The following is a 17,568-nucleotide window of genomic DNA, read 5'->3' on the forward strand; positions in this document are numbered from 1 at the left end:
GATTTATAGAAATTTAAAACCCGTGATATGGAAGCACATTACTGGTGGGTGATAGGAGGTGTGTTGTTCACTTTGCTCAACACCGCGGCGGGGCTCATCTGGCTCGAAAGGCGGATGCTGGCCCTCTGGCAGGACCGTTACGGTCCCAACCGCGCAGGGCCTTTCGGGATACTGATCGTACTGGCGGATACGCTGAAGCTGTTCTTTAAAGAAGACTGGATACCGCCCTTTGCGGATAAAGTGGTATTCGTATTTGCCCCGGCAGTGGTAGTGGCGAGCGTGCTGATGGCTTTTGCCGTAGTGCCTTTCGGACCCAACATTGTAGTGGCGGATATGAATATCGGGATACTGTTTTTCCTCGCCATGTCATCGTTAGGAGTATATAGTATTGTGCTGGGCGGATGGGCTTCGAATAATAAGTATGCCCTGCTGGGCGCCATGCGCGGAGCCTCGCAGATGATCAGTTATGAAGTATTTATGGGACTGGCACTCATGGGCACTGTGGTATTAAGCGGTACGTTTAACCTCGGTAAGATAGTGGAAGCGCAACGTGGCATGTGGTACATCTTCCCGCAGCTGCTGGGTTTCCTTATTTTCTTTATAGCAGGTATAGCGGAAACGCACCGGTTGCCTTTCGATATCCCGGAAGCGGAGAGCGAACTGGTAGCGGGCTTCCACTCAGAATATTCAGGGATGAAATTCGGGATGTTCTTCATCGGGGAATATCTCGGCATCACCCTTATTTCTTCCATGATTGTGACTTTATATTTCGGCGGATGGCTCGGCCCCGCTTTCCTGCCCGGTGTGATCTGGTTTATATTGAAAACGTTCGTATTCATCTCGGTGTTCATCCTGCTGCGGGCTTCTATGCCCCGGCCGCGGTACGACCAGCTGATGGAATACGGATGGAAGGTACTGTTCCCGCTGTCGCTACTCAATTTACTGGGCACAGCGGCTATCAAATTACTCATTGATAAATGACAACTTATGTTCAGTTTACTCCGCAGCATGTGGCTGGTGTTCCTGCACACGTTTCACAAACGGGAAACGTACCAGTACCCCGAAGAGAAAGCCCCCCTGCCGGCACGGTGGAGAGGCCGCATTGCCCTCACGCGGGACCCGGATGGAGGTGAGCGCTGCGTAGGATGCTACCTCTGCGCGGCAGCATGCCCGGTAGACTGTATCTCTCTGCAGGCCACGGAAGCTCCGGACGGCAGGCGGTATCCCAGCTTTTTCCGAATCAACTTCTCCCGGTGCATCTTCTGCGGATTCTGCGAAGAGGCTTGTCCTACCTACGCTATTCAACTGCTGCCTGATTTTGAAATGGCGGAATACGACCGGCAGAACCTGGTGTATGAGAAGGAAGACCTGCTCATCAACAGCCAGGGTAAATATCCGGGCTATAACTACTACCGCGTTGCGGGTATGGCCATAGAAGGAAAAGATAAAGGAGAAGCACAACATGAAGAGCCGCCGGTTAATATAAAGAGCCTGTTACCTTAAAAAATTACCCGTTATGGGAACTGCATTCTATATCGCGGCCGCTGTGGCCATACTGTCTACCATCATGGTAATTACCCGGTATAATATCATGCATGCGTTGCTGTACTTCATCGTGTCGCTGCTAAGCGTGGCTGTGGTGTTTTACCTCTATGGTGCACCATTTATGGCGGCATTGGAAGTTATTATCTACGCCGGAGCCATTATGGTACTGATCATCTTTTTTGTGATGATGCTCAGTCTGGGTAGTCAGACGGCGGGAGATGAGCGCAGCTGGATGACGCCCGGCGTCTGGATAGGCCCTTCCATTTTGTGTATCGTATTGCTGGGGGAACTGGTGTTCCTCATACTGCAGCCCGCAGGACCAGCAGGGGAAGTAAGGGTGGTGGAACCGAAGGAAGTGGGTTTGAGTCTTTTTGGCCCTTACATCCTCGCTGTTGAGCTGGCGGGCATGCTGCTGATGGCCGGGATTGTAGGGGCTTACCATCTGGGCAGGCAAAAGAAAAAGATCGTTCACCGTTTTCTTGAAACATCAGAATCATGATAAATCCTACTACGGCAGGACTGATCCTTGCAGGCATCCTGTTCATCCTCGGACTGATCAGTATGCTCATCCGGCGCAACATCATCTTCATGCTGGTGTCTGTGGAGATTATGCTGAATGCGGCAGGCCTCGCTTTTATTGTGGCGGCCAGCAAGTGGGGGCAGCCGGAAGGGCAGGTGATGTTCATGTTTATCCTCGCCATGGCTGCTGCCGAAGTATCGGTAGGCCTGGCGCTCATCCTCCAGCTGTATCACCAGCTTAAAACACTGGACAGCGACGAGGCAAGCCGCATGCGGGGCTGAAGCCGCAGCTGACAAACAAAATAATGTACCATGGAATGGATGTATCTCGTACCGGCCCTTCCTTTTTTGGGCGCATTGCTTTTGATCCTGTTTTCCGGGAAAACCGGTAAGGCCGGCGTAATCGCCATCGGCTGTGGCAGCATCGGAATTGCAGCGCTCATAACAATAATAGCAGGCTGGCAGTTCCTGCAATCAGGTATCCCGGCATATGATCAGCATTTGTGGGAATGGCTGCGGGTAGGAGATTTCAGTATAGGCATGAACCTCCGGCTGGATGCACTTTCGCTGGCGTTTACTTTTGTTATCACTTTCGTAGGGTGCCTCATTCACATTTATTCCACGGGATACATGGCAGACGATCCTGACTTTGCGCGGTTCTTTGCATGTATGAACCTTTTTGTGGGATCTATGCTGATGCTGGTACTGGCAGATAATCTCCTGCTGATGTACCTGGGCTGGGAAGGCGTGGGCCTCTGCAGTTACCTGCTGATAGGGTTCTGGTATAAGGATCCGGAAAACGGGGCGGCAGCACGCAAGGCTTTTATCGTTACACGAGTAGGCGATACGGCCATGGCCATTGCCCTGTTCCTGCTGGTACAGCATACCGGCACCCTGCAATTGTCTGTGGTGCTGGAAAGAGTACAAACACTCTGGACTTCCGGAGATGAAACGGTGGTATGGATCGCATTCCTGCTACTGGGAGGCGCAGTAGGCAAATCGGCCCAGTTACCGCTGCAAACATGGCTCCCCGATGCCATGGCGGGCCCTACTCCGGTGAGTGCCCTCATTCATGCGGCCACCATGGTTACGGCGGGCGTTTATCTCATTGCCCGTACCAATATCATCTTTAACCTTGCTCCTGCAGCTCAGGCCGCTGTAGCCATTACCGGTGCGGTAACCTTATTACTGGCCGGGTGCAGCGCCTGGGTGCAAACCGATATCAAACGCGTGCTGGCATATTCCACCATCAGCCAGATCGGATATATGTTCCTGGCGCTGGGAGTAGGGGCATGGTCGGCCGCAGTGTTCCATTTCATCACACACGCATTTTTTAAAGCGCTATTGTTCCTTGGTGCTGGCGCCGTCATCCATGCGCTGCACCATGAGCAGGATATGTTCAGGATGGGGGGACTGCGCAAATCCCTGCCGGGTGTGTTCCTCGTATTCCTCATCGGCTCCCTTTCACTGGCAGCCATTCCGTTTATTTCTTCGGGATGGTATAGCAAGGACCAGATCATCTGGCTGGCGGGCGTTACGGAAAGGGGCAGCTCCTGGTATGCATGGGCTGCCGTGCTGGGGGCTTTCATTACCGCAGCATATACCACGCGGATGATGGTGCTGGTCTTTTTCGGCAGGGAACAAACTCATGTGCATCACAAACCGGGTCCTGAGATGATGATCCCGCTGTACATATTAGCCATTTGCAGCACGCTGGCGGGCTTTTTAGAGCTGCCCCATACCCTCGGGCACTTTACCTGGTTAAGTGATTTCCTTGCGCCTGTATTGCCTGCGCCTGCGGTATTGCATGCAGATGTGGCGGCGGAATGGGGATTGCAGGCCATCACAGCAGGGCTGGCCGCACTGGCCATCTACCTTACCTGGCGGCTGATCAATGCGCCATTCCCGAAAAAGGCGGGCGCTTTCCTGAGAAGCGGATGGGGATTTGATGCAGCGTACGATGTGCTGTTTGTACAACCCTTTGTTCGCGTGGCCAGGCTCAACCGGAAAGATATCGTCGATAAAATATACACCGGCCTCGCTGCCATTACGCGTACTTTCCACCGGATGATGTCGTCTACCCAAAGTGGCATCCTGCGGTGGTATGTGCTGGGAGTAGTGATGGGCGCGGTATTGATTTTGTCCGTCATCATCTGGCGGCATTCCTTGTAACCAGAAAACTGATTCAGCATGATCCTGCTTGCTTTCATATTATTTCCACTCATAGGGGCTTTCCTCGCCTGGGCCTCCGCAGCAGTACACGCTTCCCTGCCGCGATGGGTAGCCCTGCTGGTGATGCTGGCCGGCCTCATACTCGCTGCAGGCATCTGGATACAGCCGGAGCCCGCTTCCATTGCGGGGGCCGACTGGCGGTATGTTTACCACCAGCCCTGGATGCCCCGGTTCGGTATCAGTCTCTCGCTCGCGATGGACGGCCTGAGCCTGCTCATGATCGTGCTCACCTTCTTCCTCGGTGCATTGGCAGTATTGGTGTCGTGGGATGAGATTCAGGATCGTACAGGCTTTTACTTCTTCAACCTGCTGTTTGTACTGGGTGGCATTGCAGGCGTGTTCCTGGTGATGGACCTGTTCCTTTTCTACTTCTTCTGGGAAGTGATGCTCATCCCCATGTACTTCCTCATTGGCATCTGGGGCCATGGCCACCGGTTATACGCCGCACTTAAATTCTTCTTATTCACGCAGGCCGGCGGACTGCTCATGCTGTTATCCATTCTGGGACTATACTTTGTTCATGGCGCCTCCACCGGTGTGTACACTTTCTCGTATGCAGAACTGCTGCAGACGCCTATGGCGCAAAGTACCGGTCGCTGGCTGATGCTGGGCTTCATGGCAGCATTCCTCGTCAAACTACCGGCTTTCCCTTTCCATACCTGGCTGCCCGATGCACATACAGAGGCTCCTACCGCCGGATCCGTTATCCTGGCCGGATTGCTCCTTAAAACAGGCGCCTATGGCATCCTGCGCTTTGTACTGCCCCTGTTTCCCGAGGCGAGCCATGCCTTCGGGGAATGGTTTATGCTGATGGGGGCTATCGGAATATTATACGGTGGGCAACTCGCTTATGCGCAAACCGATTTCAAAAGACTGGTTGCCTATACCAGCGTCAGTCACATGGGGTTTGTACTGGTAGGGGCTTTTGCCTTCAATGAACTGGCCTATCAGGGCGTGGTGATGCAGATGATCACCCATGGCATCAGTACCGGGGCGCTGTTTATGATTGCGGGCGTGTTGTATGAAAGGCTCCATACCCGCGAGCTGGAGAAGATGGGCGGGCTGTGGGCTGCATTACCCGGACTGGGCACCATCACCATGGTATTCGTTATGGCTTCACTGGGCTTACCCGGACTGGGGAACTTCATCGCAGAATTCCTCATACTGGCCGGCAGCTGGCAGGCGTATCCATGGATAGCGGTGCTGGCGGCAATAGGGCTGGTGGTGGCTACGGTATACAGTCTGCGTATCATGCAGAAGGTGTTCTTCGGCATATCGCTGAAGGAGTTTAAGCTGAAAGATATGTCGCTGCGGGAAGCCGTGATGTTACTGCCGCTGGTGATCGTCATCATCTGGCTGGGACTGTTCCCGCAACGGGTGATCGATACTGCCGCGAAAGGGGCTCCTTCGGTGGCTTTTCAAAACAAGGATAAATAAACTGAAGATATGTCCACGAACGATTTGCTCGCCCTGCTTCCCATCATACTGCTTTGCGGTGCTTCCGTAATAGCCATGCTGCTGGTGGCAGTGAAGAGAAACCACCGGGTGATGCACGCCTTCACCGTTGCCGCATTCATTGTTGCGCTGCTGGCGTTATTCCGCCAGCCGGATACTATGCCGTATGTGATTGCGCCTCTTTTTGTGGTGGACAAATTCGCATTGTTCAATACAGGTTTAATTCTCGCAGCGGGCCTCAGTGTGTTGCTGCTGTCATACAATTATTTCGAGCAGCGGGAAGAACGGAAGGAGGAATATTACATCCTTTTGCTGTTGGCCACCGTAGGCGGACTGGTACTCCTTTCCAGCAGGCACTTCATTTCCCTGTTCCTTGGACTGGAAACGATGAGCATCAGTTTGTATGGGCTAATAGCATACCTGCGTACACGCGAGCGGTCGGATGAAGCGGGGATCAAATACCTGCTGCTGGCTGCTCTCTCTTCTGCATTCCTGCTCTTTGGTATGGCACTGGTATATGCCGAATCAGGCACAATGGATTTTGTGGGAATAGGGCAGTACCTGAAAGGTGTAAACGAAGCACCCGTAGCAGTGGTGGCTGGTTTTGGTCTCATGCTGATTGGTGTGGGCTTTAAACTGGGCATTGTGCCCTTTCATATGTGGGCGCCTGATATTTATGAAGGCGCACCACTTCCCGTGGCCGCCTACATTGCCACCGTCTCCAAAGGCAGCATGCTCGTTTTGCTGATGCGGTTTTACAGGGATGTGAACGGATATGATTATACGATACTCTGGTGGGTGTTCGCCATTATTGCCATGGCCAGTATGTTTGTAGGCAACTGGCTGGCGCTGATGCAACGAAATGTAAAACGCCTGCTGGCCTATTCTTCCATCTCGCATATGGGGTATATCCTCATCGCGTTCCTCGCAGGACAGGAAGCAGGGCAGGAGGCCGTGATGTTTTACCTCGTGGCCTACGTAATTACCAGTATTGGCGCGTTTGGTGTATTGGCTTTACTCAGCGATAGCCTGAACGATGCAGAGATGCTGGAAGATTTTAGCGGGCTCTTCTGGCGGCAGCCCTGGCTGGCAGCCATTTTTACAGCCATGCTGTTATCCCTTGCCGGTATACCCCTCACGGCTGGTTTTATAGGGAAGTTCTATGTAGTGGCGGCAGGTGTAAGCTCTGGGCTGTGGTTGTTGCTGGCATTACTGGTAGTGAATAGTGTGATCGGTTTATTTTATTATATCCGCCTGGTGGCGGTAATGTTTCAGCCGCTGGAAAGTGTACCTGTCAGGAAGCGGCTTCCGTTCTTTGGCGTGTTCGCACTTTCTGCATTAATGCTGCTGTTGCTGTGGCTGGGCATCTATCCATCTGTGCTCATTGCCATGATACGGGATATGATGCTGTCTATGGGCTGATACCTGTTTGTATACTATTGAATCCCGCTTCCGGCGAAGCGGGATTTTTTTATGGCTGTTAGCAGCAGTAGTAAAAAAGAATGAGGCAGGTGAAACCAATCGCAAAAACGCCCCGTATATCTTCATGTAAAACATCCAATCCATTTACTGAGCAGTAACCACACTTAAGAACCCGTAAACGAAAACTTATGGCAGAAAAACTGATTGTTCCACAGGAACAGGAGGGACGTGCCATGTTATCACCGAAAGGCCAGCAGCGCCGGCAGTTCCTCTCGCTCTTCGCGGGAACTGCCGCTGCAGCCACGCTGATGCATGCTTGCTCCAACAATGACGACCCCATGCCAAACAATGGCATCAACCTTGGCGGTGGCGATATAGGCATCTTAAACTATGCCTATGCGCTTGAGCAGCTGGAGGCCGCATTTTACATCCGCGTAGCACAAACATTCTTCACCGGCGCTACCGCCACAGAACAACAATTTTTAACTGAGATCCGGGATCATGAGATCGCGCACCGCGAGTTTTTCCGGAATGCATTGGGCGGCAAAGCCATACCCTCACTGGAAGTAGATTTCAGTAAGATCGATTTCAGCAGCAGGGCCAGCGTACTCGGCACCGCCAAAGCGTTTGAAGACCTGGGTGTGGCGGCCTACAATGGTGCGGGTAAACTGATCACCGACGGTAATTATCTCCTGCTGGCAGGAAAGATCGTATCGGTGGAAGCACGCCACGCGGCCATGATCCGCGATCTTATCAGCAACGGCTCTTTCGCGGATAGTACTGCGGTAAACGCTAATGGGCTCGACATGGCCCTCCCTCCGGGCGAAGTCCTGAAAGTAGCAGGCGGCTTCCTCAAATCGAAGATAGACGCATCCAATCTCCCCACTTCATGACCTTAAAACAGGCATTATGAACATCGAACATATCATTACCGAACTGGAAAAGAAAGACCCCGAGGTCTACGACCGTATGAGCAGCCGGCGATCCGCTATCAGCGGAATAGCCAGTATCGGCGGTAAACTGGCACTGGCTGCCATCCCGCTGGCATTGGGCAGTTTGTTCAAGAAGGCTTACGGCCAATCTACCGGCGGCATAGTAGCCGTACTGCAATACGCGCTTACACTCGAATACCTCGAAGCGGAATTCTATACCATGGGGGCTGCCGCACCCGGACTGGTTCCTGCCGGTCCTCCCACAGGCGCCATTGCCACCATCCGCGATCATGAAAACGCCCACGTATCACTGTTGAAAACTACCATTACCGCCCTGGGGGCCACACCGGTAGCCAAGCCTACCTTTGACTTTACGGCGGGTAATGGCAGTGGTAACGGACCGTTTAAGGGTGTATTCACCAATTACCCGCTCTTCCTCGCAGTGGCCCAAACATTTGAGGATACGGGTGTCCGTGCGTATAAAGGACAGGCGGGAGAGCTGATTTCAAATAATGACGTACTCACTGCTGCCCTCCAGATCCATAGTGTGGAAGCGCGCCATGCTGCGCATATCCGTTACATGCGCCGGAACCTCACTTCAAATACCGGCCTCAAGCCCTGGATTACAGGGAACGATACCGGTGGTATAGGGGCTGCCGTTCAGGCCAGTTATAATGGGGAAGAAACCAGCACACAGGCTGGCATCAATATCGTAAATATCAACGGGCTCGGCATTAGTATGAATGCCGCTACGGAGGCGTTCGACGAGCCGCTCAGCAAAGATGCCGTGCTGGCTATTGTGGACCCGTTTATCGTCTGAATAATACTTGTTTTCCATTTAGCTGCGCCCCGGCTCGTCCGGGGTGCGGCTTTTTTGCATGGAAGGATGCCTGACTGTTAACCGCCTGCGGGCATCTGCTGCCGCCGGTCCGGATTTTGGGTAAGGAGGTGCCGCACTTGCGATTTTATCCCTATTTTGCGCTACTGCCGTTTAATTCACGGCATTTTCAAACCCAAGTCTGCTTATGATACAGAAAAGTATGTTCTTTGCCGCCAGCGCTCTTCTGCTGGCCGGTACTTCCGTCACCATGGCGCAAAGCCCTACCAAACTGCTCCGCAACCCTACGGTTAGCGCTCAGCATGTAGCCTTCATGTATGGTGGCGATATCTGGATTGCCAACCGCGATGGCGCTTCTCCTAAAAGACTCACTGTAAACCCGGCCTTCGAACAGTCGCCCTACCTCTCGCCCGATGGCAAATGGGTGGCTTTCACCGGTAACTACGACGGCAATACGGATGTGTATGTTGTGCCTGCTGAAGGTGGTGAGCCCCGCCGCATCACCTGGCACCCTGCCGGTGAATTTGTAATGGGATGGGCAGGTAACGACCGGATCCTGTTTTCTTCCGGCCAGGAATCGCCCACACAAAGAACTTCCCGGCTCTTTACCGTAAGTGTGAACGGTGGTTTGCCCGAAGTGCACCAGCGCATCCCGGAAGCTACTCAGGGCTCCGTTTCGCCAGACGGGAAGTTTACCGCTTACATCAAAAACCCCGATCCTACCGAAGGGGGGAGTGTATACCGCCCCTTTAAAAGATACCGTGGCGGCTACGCGCCCCGCATCTGGATCTTCAACCACGCCAACAACCAGATCGTGGAGATTCCCGGCGCCGATGCCAATAACATCAGGCCGCAGTGGATCGGGAAGCAGGTTTACTTCCTCAGCGACCGTAACCATACCATGAACGTTTTCCGCTACGATACCGATTCCAAACAGGTAACACAGGTAACGCAATACAAATCGGATGATGTGAAATCCCTCACGGGCGATGGCAAAACCCTTGCTTTTGAGCAGGCCGGTACCCTCCACCTCCTCGATCCCGGAACAGGTAAGGTAACCGACCTGTCTGTCACCATTCAGGCAGATATCCCTTCCAAACGTGCCCGCTTCGAGAAGCAGCAGAACTTCAGCGCCGCTTATCTGTCGCCCACCGGCGCCAGGATGCTGGTACAGGCCCGTGGTGAGATCGTTTCCATCCCCAAAGAAAAAGGAGATGCCCGCAACATCTCCAATTCTCCCGGCACACACGAGCGCATGCCAGCATGGTCGCCCGACGGGAAATACATTTCCTATGTGTCCGACAAGGATGGCAACTATAAGCTCATCCTCCGTGATCAGAAAGCGATGGATAAACCCATTGAAATTGAACTGGGTAAAACCGTGTATTACTTCGGTACCACCTGGTCGCCCGACAGCCGTAAGATCGTTTACAGCGACGCGCATTTCAACCTCTTCGTACTTGACGTGGCCAGTAAGAACATTACGAAAGTGGCCAGCTATAGCAACGGGAGCATCCCTTCCGGCAGTTCCAACGTTTTCCAGCCTGCATGGTCGGCAGATTCCAAATGGATCGCTTTCCTCAATGCGGAAGACAATGGCTTCGACGCCGTATTTATGTATGAAGTGGCCACTGGTAAAACCGTTCGGGTAACCGATGGCATGAGCGATGCAGGTGCACCTTCTTTCAGCGCAGACGGCAAGTTCCTTTTCTTCCCTGCCAGCACCAACAGCGGAGCTGCCATCAGCGGACTGCATATGCAGACCTACGACCGCAACATCGCTAATAACCTCTACGCTGCCGTATTGTCTAAAAGCACAGCTACACCCTTCACGCCGGAAAGCGATGAAGAAACCGTAAAGACCGACGATAAGGAAAAAGATAAAGACAAGGATAAAGACAAAAAGAAAGACACCGCCAAAGCCGCTCCCGCCAAGCCGGAAGCTTCTCTGGTAGATGCTGATGGCATCCAGCAGCGGATCATCGTGCTGCCGGTTGCTGAAGGCCGCATTTTTGGTGTGAATGGCGCCGTGAAAGATAAAGTGTTCTTTTCCGATGGTCTTGAGATCAAATACTTCGACCTGAAGGAAAGAAAGACGGAAACCTTCACCAAAGGGGGCAGCTATATGATCAGTGCGGATGGTAAGAAAATGCTCCTTTCTAACGGCGGTACTTACCAGATCGTGGACGTTAGCCGGAAACCCGCTCCCGGAGAAGGTAAAGTGGATGTATCCAACGTTTCCGTATATGTAGATCCTGTTGCGGAATGGAAACAGATCTTCGATGAAGTGTATAAGATTGAGAAAGATTTCTTCTACGTGAAGAATATGCACGGGGTAGACTGGGATGCCAATAAACGCAAATACGAAGCGCTGCTGCCTTATGTAAGCAGCCGTGCAGACCTTACCTACCTGCTCAACGAAATGATGAGCGAAATGGTTGTAGGGCATAACTATGTTGGTTTTGGTGATATGCCATCCGGTCCTAACGTGAATGTAGGCCTCCTCGGTGCTGATTATGAAATCAGCGAAGGGCGTTACCGCATTAAGAAAATCTACACCGGTGAAAGCTGGAACCCGGAAACGAAGTCTCCTTTATCAGCTCCGGGCCTCAATGTTAAAACGGGCGACTACATCCTCGCAGTGAACGGTGTACCGCTTACAGCATCTGCCAGCATCCACGAAGTACTGCAGAACCAGGCCGACCGCCAGGTTACCCTCAAAATAAGCAGTTCCGCCTCAGAAGCAGGGGCACGCGACATTGTGGTAGTGCCGGTGAACAACGGTGGCGACAATATCCTGCGGTATGTAGACTGGGTAGAAACCAACCGCCGGAAGGTGGATCAGCTGAGTGGCGGAAAGATCGCTTACCTGCATATGATCAATACCGGCCGCGAAGGGTATGTTTCTTTCAACCGTTACTACTATGCACAGGCCGATAAGAAAGCCCTGCTGCTCGACGAGCGTTTTAACGGCGGTGGTTCTGTTGCCGACTACGTAATCGATGTACTTAACCGTGATGTAATGAGCTACTGGGGCGTGCGCGACGGGCGCAGCTTCACAACTCCCGGCAATGGTATCTACGGTCCCAAGGCGATGCTGATTAACGAATATGCAGGCTCCGGCGGCGATATGATGCCCTGGATGTTCCGTCATAAGAACCTCGGCAAGCTGGTGGGTAAACGCACCATGGGCATCCTCGTAGGTATCAGCGGATACCCCGCACTGATCGATGGCGGATATGTTACTTCACCCAGCTTCGGTATTTACGATACCAATGGCAAATGGATCATTGAAAACGTAGGTACTCCTGCTGATGTGGACGTGGAGCAAACCCCGGCAGATGTGATTGCTGGCCGCGATCCCCAGCTGGAGAAAGGCGTACAGATACTGTTGGATGAACTCAAAACCAAAACCTGGACTCCGGTTCCCAAACCGGCAGATCCCGTGAGAGTGAAATAATCTCCCTTGTATAAAAGCATACAACGGCCGTCAGGAGCATATCCTGGCGGCCGTTTTGTTTGTGGTGCCTCACCCGTTTTTCATCATCTTATCTGCAAGAGAAGGGGCAATGCGGGAAAGTATTTTCAGCAACCGGCTTTTACCGATATGCTGTTCGTACCGGTTATTGCCAAAGCCTTTTATGAAAGAAGCTGCCAGCTGTTCAGGAGATATTTTGCCGGAAGTGCGCCCTGCGGTCATGGCGGTATCTACCAAAGGGGGAATGATGTCGAAGACCCTTATGCCGGAACCTTCCAGCTGGTAGCGGAGGGCTTTGGCAAAAGTGTGAATGGCGGATTTGGTAGCGCAGTATACGGGAGCAGAACGTTTAGGAGCTATATAGAGCGCACTGGAAACAAATACTACCGCCGCTTCGGTTTGCAGGGAAAGCAAAGGCATTAACCTGTTGGTGAGGATTAATGGCGCCGTGAAATTGACGCTGGTTTCTGTCCGGATATGCTGCAGGGTATTAGGTTCATCCATGAAGTCATACGTCAGCTGTATGCCCGCATTATTGATGAGTACGCTCAGGCCGGGATGGTTTGTAGTCAAATAATCACAAAGGGTGTCCAGTGAAGCAGGGTCGGAGAGGTCGCAGGGGAAAGTGGCTGTGCCCGGCATAGCAGCAGCGGCTGTGGTAAGTTTTGCCGCATCGCGGCCTGTTAGAATCAACTGATTGCCCAGTGCATGAAATTGCCGTGCCAGGGCAAGGCCTATGCCGGTAGCGCCACCAGTGATGAGAATCGTGTGTCCTGAAGTTTTCATGAGCAGAAAGGAGTATTTGGAAGCAAAGTTCCTTCAGGTATTTCCGGCATCCGTATACATAGGTAAAGAAATCAGCGGCCTGCAGATTTCCGCCTGATCCTGCTGAGCTGGGTAGGTGTTACGCCGAGGTAGGAGGCGATGTGATATTGTGGAATGGACGCTTCCAGCTCCGGGTACCTTTCTCTGAAGAGCCGGTAACGCTCCTCCGCATCCAGCTGCACGATCTCTATTTCACGTTGTTCCTTGGCTACAAAGAACTGTTCTGCCAGTATACGTGCAGCCCGTTCCAGATCCGGACAACTGTCGAATAATGCGCGGAATGGGGCATAAGGGGCGGAGAGTACCGTGCAATCCGTCAGCGCTTCCTGCTGGATGACGTTGGGCTGCCCCGTAATAAGGGAAGCATAGCCGCCAATAAAGCAGGGGGCGGTGAAGAAGTGCTTATTATATTCCTGCCCTGCTGCATTCCTGTAATACGCCCGCATAACCCCCTGTTCAAGGAACCCTATCTCCCGGGCCAATTGCCCTTCCCGGATATAGTTTGCTCCCTTTTCAAAACGTGCTTCCGTAAACAAGGGATGCACCTTATCCCAGGTAGCCGGGGCAATGGGAGTGAGGCGGTGAAGGAAATGATGAAGCGCTTCCATCGGCATGAGGGTAATTTATCCAGTTGATAAATATACGGAATAACGGGAAGGGGCTGGTGTCAATTCCTTATATTCACATACCGTTTTTAAATGATACGCATCCATGAAGATAAGATCCCGTTTAATCACCCTTACTCTTTTATTATCCTCCGTTGCCCTTACCTTTTCATGTACCGGGCATCCTGCTAAATCTACCCGTACCCCGGTTGCCATCGATGTATCGGATACCGGTGAAATTGCAGATTTGAAATTACTGGCCAGAGTATGGGGGTATCTGAAATACTTCTCACCGGTTGTCAGCGAGCAAAATATGGATTGGGACAAGGTTCTGATCAGCCAGCTGCAATACCTGGAGAGCCATCCGCAGGGCGGTATTCAGCAGGCAGTCCGTACCATGCTGGATTCTGCTGCTCCCAATGCCCCTTCCGGCAAAAAAACAGGCGCCCGGCAACTGGAAGATGCTAAGGATATCGAGAAGGTGAATATAGACCACAGCTGGATAGATAAAGCGCCACAGCTCAGTGTTTCCGATAAAGAGCGCCTGTATGCGCTGGCGGATTATTTTAAGCCGTTCCCTAATAAATACATCGAGTTTGGCGGCGCATCGCCTAAGTTTAAGGAAGAGACGTATGGGAATAACTTCCTGCCCGAAAAGCATTACCGCCTGCTGGCACTTTTCCGTTACTGGAACATCATCGAGTATTACCTGCCTGCAAAGTATCAGCAAAAAGGCGCCTGGCCCGCCACACTGGCAAAGTTCATCCCCGAATTTGCCAGTGCAAATACAGAACGTGATTATGCCCGCGCCCTGCTGAAACTGAATGCCGCCATTACCGACGGTCATTCCATGGTACCCAATTATCCCAGGTTCTCAGAGTTTGTATTGTCCGGAAACATCATGCGGATTCCTTTTGCCATGGGGTTGACAGGCGATACGGTGGTAGTATTACACACGGATTCCGGATTCTCTGAACTGAGTGGTATACGGAAAGGCGACCGCATCCATACCATTAACGGCGTGCAGGTAACCCGTTATGCAGATACCCTTAAAACCATGATGAGCGATCCGCGGGAAGAAATGAAAGATTTCAGCCTGTCTATGTCGGGACTGTTGAGTATGCTGCCGGTTAAAGGCGACTCTTTAACCATAGGATTCGAAAGAGACGGCAAACGTAAAACATTCAGCACCCCATATGGCTCCAGGGAAATGGAGTTGTATAAAGCTGCCAACAAAAAGGCCATGGAAGCAATGATGGAAGCAAAGAAGCTGCAGCCTGCCGGACCGGCCATGCGCATGCTGGATGGAGATGTGCTGTTTATAGACCCGTTGAAATGGAGAGGTAGCATGGCAGATACTACACGCACCCTGCTGGCAAAAGCCAAAGCGCTGGTAATTGAATGCCGTACCTATCCCAATTTCGATTTCATCAACTTCACCCATTTCCTCTTCCGGAAACAGACAGATTGCATCCTCTGGAACAGCACCATAAGCTATCCAGGCCTCACTAAAACTGCCCGTTACCCGCGCGGTCCTGATCATAAAATTCATTTCAAGGGAAAAGTAGTGGCGCTTATTTCCGAAAGGTCCATCAGCCGCCCCGAAATGCTGACCATGATCGTGAAAGCCCGTGGCGCGGAAACAACCCTGATAGGCCGCACCACCGGCGGGGCAGATGGCGATATTACCCTGATCCCCATGGTAGGTAACCAGGGTATGCGTTTCGTTATATCCGGCCTCGGTGTGCTCTATCCGGATGGCAGTTATACGCAGGGCATCGGTATTGCTCCAGACATTGTAGTGCCCAATAGCATTGAACAATTGACGGGTGAAAAGGATGTAATCCTTGAACGCGCATTGCAATACCTTGCAACCGGAAAGTAAACACCGGCTTTTCATAAACGCGAATGGCGCCCTCAAAAGGGGCGCCATTCTTATTATTCGCGGAATTTATGTTTACAGTCCGTCTACCCATTGCGGGTTCTGCGTGAGCTTCGGGTTCAGCTGCCGTTCCTGAATGGGAATAGGCTGCAGATAGTCCCTGTCTTCACGGAAGGTCTTGGTAGTGGTGCGGTTGATGAGCACATTGCCGTAATCGTTTTCCAGTTCCATTTCAGTACCCAGCTTAAAGTATTGTACACCGGCTACAGCAGGCGTTGGCTTGGCACCGGTATAGATATGCACATCGATCTTGCCGTTGCGGTCCAGGTCATACTGGCCAACTCCGGGGAAGTACATGCCTTTAAAAGGGCGTACAACGCTCTGGCCGGATTTCCAGCGCATCAGGTCGTTCCAGCGGTGGCTTTCCATTACCAGTTCAATCCTTCTTTCGCGGCGTATCTCAAGTATAACGCCTTTATTGGCGCCTGTTACACCGGGATATTGAGCGGCCATATAGTTGTCCACATCGGCATTGGCAGCGGCCATATCGAGCTTGGGCATACCAACGCGGTCGCGCAATTCGAAGATGGATTTATCGAGGTCTGCCTGGGTAAGCGTACCCAGTTCCGCCTTAGCTTCCGCGAAGTTCAGCAACACTTCCGCATAGCGGAATATGGGCATGGAATTGATGGAGCGGTTGAAGGAGTCGAAAGACATATCGGTCACGAACTTGATCAGCTGATAACCGGTTACGCTGGCACCAAAATCCGGCGGCAGGGCGTTGGTGGTGCCTATACGGGCATAGCCAGGAGTGCGGATCGTCTGCGACAGGCGCGGGTCGCGGTTTTGCGTTTCGTTGTAGAAGGTGATGGTATCATACCGGGGAATATCCGTAAAGCGGGACCCATCTGCCATCAGATAACTATTCACCAGTTGTTTTTCCAGGCCGGGCTTGCCGTAGGAGGATGTGATGGTATAATAGTTTATGTTATGCCAAACCGACAACTCGTTGCTGAAGGTTCTCGCCAGGATGATCTCATCTTTGACAGGTGCGATGGAAGCGAACAACTCCAGGTAAGCTTTGTTGGGAGTGGTCTTATAAATCTTATACTTCTTACTGTCTATCAGTTGCTCGGAGATGGCAGCCGATTTGCGGAGCAGGTCTTCCCAGCCGGCTTCATTGCGGTACTTCTTCCAGGTGCCTTCAAACAGGCAGACGCGGCTAAGCAGCGCCATGGCGGTGTATTTACTCACCATTTCTGTGGAAACGGGGAAGGTGGCTTCGTCTACATTGGCGATGGCATACTCAAGGTCTTTGATGATGGAGTCCACCACGAGTTTGCGGGGATCTCTCGCTTTCGTAAGCATTGCGTTATCTTCTTTTTCAATGGCATGAGAATACCAGGGCACATCACCGAAACGCTGTACTTTATCGAAATAAAAATAAGCACGGAAGAATTTAGCGATACCGGCAAAGCGGGCGGCCTGTGCTTCCGTCATAACACGGTTGTAGTTGTCGAGGAAGAAGTTGATCTTCCGGAGTTCTGTCCACGTCCAGTTACCACCATTCAGAGGTACGGTGCGGCGGCCGGTAATCTGGTCGCTGAGCGATGTTTTTACTATGTTGTCGATGTCTTCATTATACACGCCTTCTGCATTGGGGAATGCGCTGTAGAGGGAGTTCAGATAAAACTTCGCTTCGTTGTCGTTATTGAAATACTGGTCCGGCGCTATCTGGGAGAGCGGCTGCCTGTCCAGGAACTTGCTGCAGCTGCTCAGGAGGCCGGCTGCGGCTAATGCTATAATGGATAATTGCTTTTTCATTGTCGTACGGT

14 protein-coding genes are annotated in these 17,568 nt (G+C 52.3%); 11 read left to right on the forward strand and 3 right to left on the reverse strand.

What is annotated here, in order from left to right:
- Positions 1-27 precede the first annotated feature (27 nt).
- The 10 genes from nuoH (at position 28) to DEV76_RS16770 (ending at position 12,403) form a co-directional block, all read left to right on the forward strand.
- A complete protein-coding gene (gene nuoH / locus DEV76_RS16725) occupies positions 28-981 on the forward strand; it encodes an NADH-quinone oxidoreductase subunit NuoH (protein ID WP_109699074.1) in 954 nt (317 codons plus the stop codon).
- Between the two features lie 6 nt (positions 982-987).
- On the forward strand, positions 988-1,503 hold the full coding sequence (gene nuoI, locus DEV76_RS16730; RefSeq protein WP_109699075.1) for an NADH-quinone oxidoreductase subunit NuoI: 516 nt from the start codon (positions 988-990) through the stop codon (positions 1,501-1,503).
- A gap of 13 nt (positions 1,504-1,516) precedes the next feature.
- The gene (gene nuoJ / locus DEV76_RS16735; protein ID WP_109699076.1) at positions 1,517-2,044 is read left to right on the forward strand and encodes an NADH-quinone oxidoreductase subunit J; all 528 of its coding nucleotides are present in this window, start codon (positions 1,517-1,519) and stop codon (positions 2,042-2,044) included.
- Entirely contained in the window at positions 2,041-2,346 is a 306-nt protein-coding gene (gene nuoK / locus DEV76_RS16740) for an NADH-quinone oxidoreductase subunit NuoK (protein WP_109699077.1), read from the forward strand. The genes nuoJ and nuoK overlap by 4 nt, the downstream gene beginning before the upstream one ends.
- Before the next feature lie 30 nt (positions 2,347-2,376).
- Positions 2,377-4,236, forward strand: a complete 1,860-nt coding sequence (gene nuoL, locus DEV76_RS16745; protein ID WP_109699078.1) for an NADH-quinone oxidoreductase subunit L — start codon at positions 2,377-2,379, stop codon at positions 4,234-4,236.
- Positions 4,237-4,254: 18 nt separating this feature from the next.
- Positions 4,255-5,733, forward strand: a complete 1,479-nt coding sequence (gene nuoM / locus DEV76_RS16750; protein WP_109699079.1) for an NADH-quinone oxidoreductase subunit M — start codon at positions 4,255-4,257, stop codon at positions 5,731-5,733.
- A 9-nt stretch (positions 5,734-5,742) separates the two neighbouring features.
- Positions 5,743-7,173: an NADH-quinone oxidoreductase subunit N gene (locus tag DEV76_RS16755; RefSeq protein WP_109699080.1), complete on the forward strand. Its 1,431-nt coding sequence runs from the start codon at positions 5,743-5,745 to the stop codon at positions 7,171-7,173.
- Positions 7,174-7,361: 188 nt separating this feature from the next.
- Entirely contained in the window at positions 7,362-8,066 is a 705-nt protein-coding gene (locus DEV76_RS16760) for a ferritin-like domain-containing protein (protein ID WP_109699081.1), read from the forward strand.
- Positions 8,067-8,082: 16 nt separating this feature from the next.
- Positions 8,083-8,925: a ferritin-like domain-containing protein gene (locus DEV76_RS16765; protein WP_109699082.1), complete on the forward strand. Its 843-nt coding sequence runs from the start codon at positions 8,083-8,085 to the stop codon at positions 8,923-8,925.
- Positions 8,926-9,130: 205 nt separating this feature from the next.
- Complete coding sequence (locus tag DEV76_RS16770; protein WP_232826970.1) at positions 9,131-12,403, forward strand: S41 family peptidase; 3,273 nt, start codon at positions 9,131-9,133, stop codon at positions 12,401-12,403.
- A gap of 69 nt (positions 12,404-12,472) precedes the next feature.
- Here DEV76_RS16770 and DEV76_RS16775 read toward each other — a convergent pair whose 3' ends face one another.
- Both DEV76_RS16775 and DEV76_RS16780 read right to left on the reverse strand, forming a co-directional pair.
- Positions 12,473-13,207, reverse strand: coding sequence for an SDR family oxidoreductase (locus DEV76_RS16775; RefSeq protein ID WP_109699083.1), 735 nt, complete (start codon positions 13,205-13,207; stop codon positions 12,473-12,475).
- Positions 13,208-13,278: 71 nt separating this feature from the next.
- On the reverse strand, positions 13,279-13,854 hold the full coding sequence (locus DEV76_RS16780) for a Crp/Fnr family transcriptional regulator (protein WP_109699084.1): 576 nt from the start codon (positions 13,852-13,854) through the stop codon (positions 13,279-13,281).
- Between the two features lie 103 nt (positions 13,855-13,957).
- On the opposite strand from DEV76_RS16780, the gene DEV76_RS16785 reads away from it, so the two are divergent.
- Positions 13,958-15,736: a S41 family peptidase gene (locus DEV76_RS16785; protein ID WP_109699085.1), complete on the forward strand. Its 1,779-nt coding sequence runs from the start codon at positions 13,958-13,960 to the stop codon at positions 15,734-15,736.
- A gap of 72 nt (positions 15,737-15,808) precedes the next feature.
- Here DEV76_RS16785 and DEV76_RS16790 read toward each other — a convergent pair whose 3' ends face one another.
- The gene (locus DEV76_RS16790; protein WP_109699086.1) at positions 15,809-17,557 is read right to left on the reverse strand and encodes a RagB/SusD family nutrient uptake outer membrane protein; all 1,749 of its coding nucleotides are present in this window, start codon (positions 17,555-17,557) and stop codon (positions 15,809-15,811) included.
- Positions 17,558-17,568 lie beyond the last annotated feature (11 nt).

The sequence above is a fragment of the Chitinophaga deserti genome, from assembly GCF_003149455.1.
GTDB lineage: Bacteria > Bacteroidota > Bacteroidia > Chitinophagales > Chitinophagaceae > Chitinophaga > Chitinophaga deserti.

Bases quoted from the DNA above. Each gene is read 5' to 3' on its own strand.
- nuoH (WP_109699074.1), top strand. From the start codon at position 28: ATGGAAGCACATTACTGGTGGGTGATAGGAGGTGTGTTGTTCACTTTG.
- DEV76_RS16760 (WP_109699081.1), top strand. From the start codon at position 7,362: ATGGCAGAAAAACTGATTGTTCCACAGGAACAGGAGGGACGTGCCATG.
- DEV76_RS16770 (WP_232826970.1), top strand. From the start codon at position 9,131: ATGATACAGAAAAGTATGTTCTTTGCCGCCAGCGCTCTTCTGCTGGCC.
- nuoK (WP_109699077.1), top strand. From the start codon at position 2,041: ATGATAAATCCTACTACGGCAGGACTGATCCTTGCAGGCATCCTGTTC.
- nuoI (WP_109699075.1), top strand. From the start codon at position 988: ATGTTCAGTTTACTCCGCAGCATGTGGCTGGTGTTCCTGCACACGTTT.
- nuoJ (WP_109699076.1), top strand. From the start codon at position 1,517: ATGGGAACTGCATTCTATATCGCGGCCGCTGTGGCCATACTGTCTACC.
- DEV76_RS16780 (WP_109699084.1), bottom strand. From the start codon at position 13,854: ATGGAAGCGCTTCATCATTTCCTTCACCGCCTCACTCCCATTGCCCCG.
- DEV76_RS16765 (WP_109699082.1), top strand. From the start codon at position 8,083: ATGAACATCGAACATATCATTACCGAACTGGAAAAGAAAGACCCCGAG.
- DEV76_RS16775 (WP_109699083.1), bottom strand. From the start codon at position 13,207: ATGAAAACTTCAGGACACACGATTCTCATCACTGGTGGCGCTACCGGC.
- nuoM (WP_109699079.1), top strand. From the start codon at position 4,255: ATGATCCTGCTTGCTTTCATATTATTTCCACTCATAGGGGCTTTCCTC.
- DEV76_RS16785 (WP_109699085.1), top strand. From the start codon at position 13,958: ATGAAGATAAGATCCCGTTTAATCACCCTTACTCTTTTATTATCCTCC.
- DEV76_RS16755 (WP_109699080.1), top strand. From the start codon at position 5,743: ATGTCCACGAACGATTTGCTCGCCCTGCTTCCCATCATACTGCTTTGC.
- nuoL (WP_109699078.1), top strand. From the start codon at position 2,377: ATGGAATGGATGTATCTCGTACCGGCCCTTCCTTTTTTGGGCGCATTG.
- DEV76_RS16790 (WP_109699086.1), bottom strand. From the start codon at position 17,557: ATGAAAAAGCAATTATCCATTATAGCATTAGCCGCAGCCGGCCTCCTG.